Consider the following 7,182-nt stretch of genomic DNA (forward strand, 5'->3'; position numbering starts at 1 on the left):
CTGATGAAAAGATTTTTTTTTATTGCAATTTTTATTTCTATTGTTTTCTCTTTGAATGCTCAGACGAATCTCAATCTACTTAGCGAAGCCGAAAAAGACGGCATAACAGTTTATTGGGATTCGCTTTCGGGTACTGGCGTACTGGAAAAGTCGGGACATCAAATTTCTTTTAAAGCCGATGACCCGTTTGTTTTGCAGGATTACAAAAAAATTGTTTTTGTCGATGCACCCATTTTAAAAAATGGGACTCTTTATGTTTCAAGAAAGTTCATAACTGATGCGAATGCTTTTTTTAAGCAAGAATTTTCAGGCAGTGAATATAAAGTCGGTGCTATAGTCATTGATGCTGGGCATGGTGGGCAGGATCCTGGAGCCTACGATACTTACACTGTGAATGGCAAAAAAATCACGATAAAAGAAAAAGAAGTCACTCTAAAAGTCAGCAAGATGATTTACAATCGTCTAAAACAGGCTTATCCAGATAAAAAAATCCTTATGACGCGTGATAAAGATATTTTTTTGGAACTTGAGGAGCGCACTGAAATTGCAAATTCTATAAAACTTAAAGACCACGAGGCGATTCTTTTTGTTTCGATTCATGCGAATGCAAATCCTGATAAAAAAGCGAGCGGATATGAGGTTTGGTATCTTTCTCCTGATTATAGGCGCAATGTGCTTGAAAAGAATTCAAAGATAGACAACAGCGTTTACAATATTTTGAATTCGATGACTGAAGAGGAATATACTACCGAAAGTATTTTGATTGCAAAATTCATTATGGATGGAATTCAGGCTCAAATAGGAAACAAATCGATTCAGCGTGGCATAAAAGCTTATGATTGGTTTGTCGTTAGAAATGCAAAAATGCCAAGTGTCTTGGTTGAATTAGGATTCATAACGAATCAGAATGAAGCTATGAACCTGCTCGATGATGATTACTTGCAAAAGCTTTCCCTCGGAATATATAATGGACTCAGTGCGTTTGTTACGCATTTTGAAAGATCTCATGGATTTACAGGTGCAAAATGAAAATTTCGATTAAAAAAATGGTTGCCGTGATTGTCATTCTGGCAATTTTTGTTGTCGCTGCAATTGTTTTCTTTTCTAAACAGGCTCAAATCAGAAAAGTAGACGGAACGAAACATTATTTTTCTTTTTCTGAGCATGGAACAGAAAAAATTGTGGAAGAAACCCGAATTCTTCCAAAAGATGCTCCGCAGGGAGAACTTAATTTTTACGTTGATGAGTTGCTTTTGGGACCTGCCACCCCTAGACTACGGCCGCTTTTTTCTCTCGGCACGTCTGCTGAATATTGTTTTGTAAAAAATTCAGTTTTATACGTTGGATTGACCAGAGATGCCGTTCTTCAAATGGGCGATTCTGCTGATATTAAGACTGGTGTAAAACTGTTTAAAGATAATATTAAAGAAAATTTTAAAGATATTAAAGAAATTCAGCTTTTCATTGATGGAAAATACCTTGAAAATTAAAAATAAACGTTGACAAAAAAAGTGACTTGTAAGATACTAAATTATACAAGGCTACATCAATCGAGTTTTTTAAAGGAGCTTCGAATGAAGAAAACTTTAGTTTTATCAGCAGCAGCAATGATGCTCGTTGGAGCAACTGCTTTCGCTAAAGAATCAACACTTATCGACTTCACAATGTTGGACGCAGATATTTCTGTAAAAGCAGAGGGAAGCGAGGTTGAATTCCCACAGAACAAACGTACAGTAATGGATTACGGTGTTGCAGCAGGCGCTTCATTTGATCAGGAACAGAAAGATCTTATGAAAACTTCTCTTTACCTCGGTGAATGGGAAGTTGAGCTTAACAGCTCAGCTCGCAATGTAACAAGCTTGGCTCAGTCACAGGTTGTTGCTGCACAGGTTCGCGAGAACGCAAAAGTTCCATTTGCAGGAAAGAAAGTAATGGGTGTACACGTTGTATTCCCTTCAATCGCTGCAAACGCTAATGCTAAAATCGTTCCACCTTTCATCATCCCTGCTTATGAACCACTTTCTACAGCAAATGACAATGGTGAGCGACAGGCTCCAACAGATGAAGAGAAAGCTACAGGAAGAACATTGTTCGAAGCTGACTCTGAGGATACACCAGCTTATGGTGTTGTAAAAAATGTTGGAACACTCAAATCAATCGCTGTTACAACAATGGGTATGAATTTCCCACACGGTTTGTATGTTCTTCTTACAGATACAGACAACGTAACACGCCGCTACTTCATGGGATACCTTGGATTCGACGGATGGAAAACTCTTACATGGAATAACCCAGACTACATTTCTGAGGTTCGTACACGTGAAATCCGTGTATACCCAATCTACCCACGTGGACTTCCATTTGTTAAGTTCGCTGGATTCCAGATTACACGTGACGCAGCTCACATTGGCGATGATTTCATCGGATATTTCAAAGATGTAAAAATCATCTACGACAAAGCTGAGCTCACAACAGAGCGTGATATCGCTGATGAAGACCTCTGGCAGATTGTAACTCGTAGAGAGAAGGCTCGCCAGACAATCGAGATGTCAAGATTCGGTAACAAACAGGTTAACCGCTACATCGAGAGAGCTAAGATGGCTACAGAGAGTGAATTTACTCCAAGCCTCAACGCTGGTTCTTCTTCAAATGCACAGCAGAATGGTGGTGCAGCAACAGACGCAAAATAAGTTTTTTAACTTAGTTTGAGTTATCGACCGTCTAGAAATAGGCGGTCTTTTTTTTTGCTTTAAATTAGTTTGCAATATAAAACTATCAATGTTAACATTCAACTATGGATAACTTAAATTTATTGCCAAGCAAAAATGCCATTAGAGAAACTTATGAATCATATAAGCCTGTTTTGCAGGAAATTATGGAAAAGGTTGAGGATAAACTCCGAAAAACTATTCATTTAGCTTCTAATCCGACTTATAAATCGCGTGTAAAATCATTTAAAAGCTATTATCGTAAAGTGTTACGCTTAAAGGCTGAGGAGGCCGAAAAATCTAATTTTGTTCCCCTTACCGACATGATGGGGATTCGTGTGATTTGTGCGTTTCTCGAAGATCTTAGTGAGGTTGAGCGACAGGTAAAAGAAAATTTCGATGTAAAGGAAGTTGAATATAAAGGCGCCCAGCAAAGCTTTAGGGAATTTGGTTATGAATCTGTTCATGTTTTGATTGCAATTCCAAACGATTGTTTTCCTACTGTTAATGTAAAACCCCTTCCAGAGTCAATTGTTTGCGAAATTCAGATTAGGACGATTTTGCAGGATGCCTGGGCAGAGGTTGAGCATGAGCTTGTTTATAAATCGGAGTTTACGCCTTTTGATATGCCTTTGCGCCGAAAACTCGCTTCTATGAACGCAAGCTTGAGTCTTGCTGATATTATTTTTCAAGAGATCCGTGATTATCAGAAAAAACTTCAGGGGGAGGTTGAGGCTCGTCGTGCATCTTTCTACGAAAAAGCTGATGAACTAACGATGAATGTTTCGTTTAAAGATGCAGCCTTGGGTGAGCAGAAGAATATTCATCGGGTTTCGCCGTATGTTCGCGGAACTATAGACGACATGCTTCTCGATGCAATTCATGCGCATAATCATGGCGATTTGACAAGGGCTGTTCAGATTTATACTGAAATATTAAATTCTCAACCGCAGCCAGCTGCTCCTGTAATGTCTGTCATTCATAAGCATCGCGGGATGGCTTTTTTTGCCAAAAGTGAATATTCGAATGCTTTGCAAGATTTTTTGGATAGCGTAAAATTTGACCCTGCAAGTTTCCGTTCTTACTATTACATAGGAATTGTATATGGAATTATGAACGAAAATCAAAAGGCAATCGACGCGTTTACAAAGTCTATTGACATAAATCAATATCAGTCGCACGCGCGTTTTAGGCGGGCTGTTTCGTACTACAACATTGGTGATTACAACCGGTCAAGAATCGACTTGGATGCGGCGATTGCGCTAGGTTTGGATGGCGATGAGTGCAAATATCTTAATGACAAACTGGTTGAGAAATTCGGTATGAAAATGTAAAATAACCCGTCGTTTCTAACGCACTTCGTGGTATAAAAAACTACGAAGTGTTTTATTTTGATGGGGAAGTTTTTCATGGGTGTAACTTCGCGTTTTTCTGCGGATACAAGAAATTTTATGCGGCAGCAAATTGTGGAATCTGGTGGCAATGAGGTCTTTTTTGTGGGCAATATTGACTCCAAAGGTGTTATTATGACCGTTAGCGTTGCTGCCCGTGGAAATCAGTATTCTGTTCCCGTAAACTTTTCGCAGGCGCGCGAAGGTTCTGTCTTGATTCACAATCATCCTTCAGGCTTTCTGTACCCCTCTGATGCGGATTTGGCTATTGCATCCGACTGTTCGGAAAATGCACAGGGATTTTATATCATAAACAATGATGTTTCTGATGTTTATGTGGTCATGGAGCCTATTCTTCCAAAAGTTGTTGAACGGCTTGAAGGGACTGAGGTCTCGGCTTATCTTTCGAAAAATGGCGCGCTTTCCAAGATTTATGATAATTATGAAGAAAGACCTTCGCAGATTCAGCTTGTCGAAAAAATAACAGAATCTTTTAATAAAAATGGAATCGGCGTTTTTGAGGCTGGAACTGGCGTTGGAAAATCGTTCGCTTATCTTATTCCTTCAATGCTTTGGGCGTTAAAAAATAAAGAGAGAATTGTTATTTCGACCGGAACGATAAATCTTCAGCAGCAGCTGAGTGAAAAAGACATTCCTCTTGCAGAAAAAATTGTCGGAAAAAAAATCAAGTCGATTCTTATAAAAGGCCGGCAGAATTATGTCTGTCTGCGCCGTTTAGGCGAGGTTTCGGCCGAGCGTGATCTTTTTGATGATGAAACGGAAATCCTTGACAAAATAAATGAGTGGGTAAAAAACACAGAAAATGGCAGCAAGAGCGATCTGAGCTTTATGCCTCCCGAAGGCCTGTGGCAGAGAATTAATTCAGAGGCGGACGCCTGCATGGGAATGCGCTGCCAATTTCGTGAAAAATGCTTTGTGATGCGTGTTCGAAAAGAAGCTTTGGATTCGAGTATTCTGATTGTGAATCATCACATGCTTTTTGCGGATATTGAGTCCCGCATGAATGGTGCTGGATATGATGAAACGGCTGTGCTGCCTCCTTATAGGCGGATTGTCTTTGATGAGGCTCATGGAATTGAAAATGCTGCGACAAGTTTTTTTAGCAACGGCTTGAATCGTTTTAAGCTTTTTAAGCAGTTGAATTTGCTTTATAGGCACCGAAAGGGGAGTGCGTCAGGATTTTTATTCACTTTGTGTGCGCTAAGCAGGGGCGAGGATAAATCTGCTACGGTTGAAGATGAAATTGGCAAAGTCAGAATAACGATGCAGAATCTTGAAAATGCAGTTGGCGAGGTGATGAAAAATGAATTTGCGATTCGCTTGTACGAAAAGAATTCGCAGATGTTTACTTCGATTTTAGATTTGCTTTCGGAATTGCAAAAGCGTGTCGCAAAAATTACGGGTCTTGTCAGAGAAATTATTGATATGATTGATGATGATGATTGCGATAATTCTTGTGTCTGGGAGTCAAAATCGGTTCTTCGGCGGCTTGATGACATGACGGCTGTATGTCAGAACTTTAATGCATGGGACGAGCATTTGGACCAGGTTTTTTGGATTCAAAAGTCTCGCTTGAGTGCGACTTTGGCTAAAGATAGTGAAAATCCGTTTTTCTTTCAGTTCGTTCAGACTCCTTTAGATATTGCACCTATGATGAATTCGGGGGTGTATGAGCCGATGAATTCTGTTGTTTGCACTTCTGCGACGCTTGGAATAAGTGGAAAATTTAATTTCTGGGAAAATCGTACTGGCGTTAAGTTCGTTGAGCAGGAGCGTGTTTTGCGCGGAGTTTTTGATTCTCCGTTCAATTACGAAAAAAACATGGTTTTTGCAGTTCCGTCTGATGCGCCTTTTCCGGATAATGAAAACTTTCAGGCGTTCGTTGAAAATGCAATTGCCAAATTGATAGAAAATGCCGGCGGAAAAACTCTGGTGCTTTTTACGTCGTATGAGTCACTTCGTCATGCTTGTGATACTGTAAAAACGTTGCTAAGAAATTCTGGCATAACGATTTTAAAACAGGGCGATGATGATAGGTTTCGTTTGCTTTCGCTTTTTAAGACAGAGACTTCTAGTGTTTTATTCGCTACCGATTCATTTTGGGAGGGAGTTGATGTTCCTGGTGAGTCATTGAGCCAGCTTGTTATTGTAAAATTGCCTTTTGGCGTGCCTTCTGATCCAGTTTTTGCAGCTCGCTCCGAGCTGATTCAAAAAAAAGGGGGCAGTCCGTTCATGGAATTGAGTGTTCCTGAGGCGGTGATAAAGTTCCGCCAGGGATTTGGAAGGCTTATTCGGCGCGGCGACGATCATGGTGCCGTTGTGGTTATGGATAGACGAATTATAGAAAAAAGGTATGGTGAATTGTTTTTGAGAAGTGTCCCAAAAACTTTGAGACTTTACGAGCCGTTTGAAAAAATCCTTCCAGAATTAAAGAAGTATTACTAAAAAGAAAAAAAGTCTGTCCGATTTACAGACAGACTTGGATTATTCACGTTCTTATTTGTTTACGCGATCTTTGAATGCCTTTCCTGGCTTGAATTTTGGTGATTTTGAAGCTGGAATTGTGATTTCCTTTCCTGTAGATGGATTTCGTCCAGTTCTCTCAGCTCTTGTTGCTGTTGTAAATGTTCCGAAACCGATGAGCTGAACATCGTCTCCGCTTTCAACAGCTTTTGAAACATTCTCGATGAATGATTTGAGAGCTGCTTCTGAATCTTTTTTTGTAAGACCTGTGTCTTTTGCAATTGCGTCAACTAATTCTGATTTGTTCATGTTAATTCTCCAAATTTAGCCTTAATAAAAAATAAGGTTAAAATAAAATTAGATTTACTATAATAATAACCGAATACAATATTTAAGCAAGTGATATAAGAAAAATATAGAAGTTAATTGAATAAAATTTCTAAAAATCAATGAAAAACTACTTTTTAACCTGCTCTTTACTGAATAAAAAAAAACTTGCAAGAAAACTTACAAGTCTTTTATCGGGATGACAGGGTTCGAACCTGCGACATCTTGGTCCCAAACCAAGCGCGCTACCAGCTGCGCTACATCCCGGAATT

Annotated in this window: 6 protein-coding genes and 1 tRNA gene; 5 read left to right on the plus strand and 2 right to left on the minus strand. The window is 39.4% G+C overall.

Features of this window, described 5'->3' with window-relative positions; translation table 11 throughout:
* The first annotated feature begins 3 nt into the window (after positions 1–3).
* The 5 genes from JI65_RS12265 (at position 4) to JI65_RS12285 (ending at position 6,565) form a co-directional block, all read left to right on the plus strand.
* The gene (locus JI65_RS12265; RefSeq protein WP_242457236.1) at positions 4–1,029 is read left to right on the plus strand and encodes an N-acetylmuramoyl-L-alanine amidase; all 1,026 of its coding nucleotides are present in this window, start codon (positions 4–6) and stop codon (positions 1,027–1,029) included.
* The gene (locus tag JI65_RS12270; RefSeq protein WP_191017043.1) at positions 1,026–1,490 is read left to right on the plus strand and encodes a GerMN domain-containing protein; all 465 of its coding nucleotides are present in this window, start codon (positions 1,026–1,028) and stop codon (positions 1,488–1,490) included. The genes JI65_RS12265 and JI65_RS12270 overlap by 4 nt, the downstream gene beginning before the upstream one ends.
* Before the next feature lie 84 nt (positions 1,491–1,574).
* Complete coding sequence (locus JI65_RS12275; protein ID WP_191017045.1) at positions 1,575–2,690, plus strand: flagellar filament outer layer protein FlaA; 1,116 nt, start codon at positions 1,575–1,577, stop codon at positions 2,688–2,690.
* A 104-nt stretch (positions 2,691–2,794) separates the two neighbouring features.
* Positions 2,795–4,042, plus strand: coding sequence for a RelA/SpoT domain-containing protein (locus JI65_RS12280; protein WP_191017048.1), 1,248 nt, complete (start codon positions 2,795–2,797; stop codon positions 4,040–4,042).
* A 75-nt stretch (positions 4,043–4,117) separates the two neighbouring features.
* A complete protein-coding gene (locus JI65_RS12285; RefSeq protein WP_191017051.1) occupies positions 4,118–6,565 on the plus strand; it encodes a helicase C-terminal domain-containing protein in 2,448 nt (815 codons plus the stop codon).
* 51 nt (positions 6,566–6,616) lie between these two features.
* On the opposite strand, the gene JI65_RS12290 is transcribed toward JI65_RS12285, so the two are convergent.
* Positions 6,617–6,892, minus strand: coding sequence for an HU family DNA-binding protein (locus tag JI65_RS12290; protein ID WP_191017054.1), 276 nt, complete (start codon positions 6,890–6,892; stop codon positions 6,617–6,619).
* Positions 6,893–7,104: 212 nt separating this feature from the next.
* Positions 7,105–7,177: transfer RNA gene (locus tag JI65_RS12295), tRNA-Pro, on the minus strand.
* Positions 7,178–7,182: the final 5 nt, after the last annotated feature.

It is taken from the genome of Treponema zioleckii, from assembly GCF_014737315.1.
In the GTDB taxonomy this organism is placed as follows: Bacteria; Spirochaetota; Spirochaetia; order Treponematales; family Treponemataceae; genus Treponema_D; species Treponema_D zioleckii.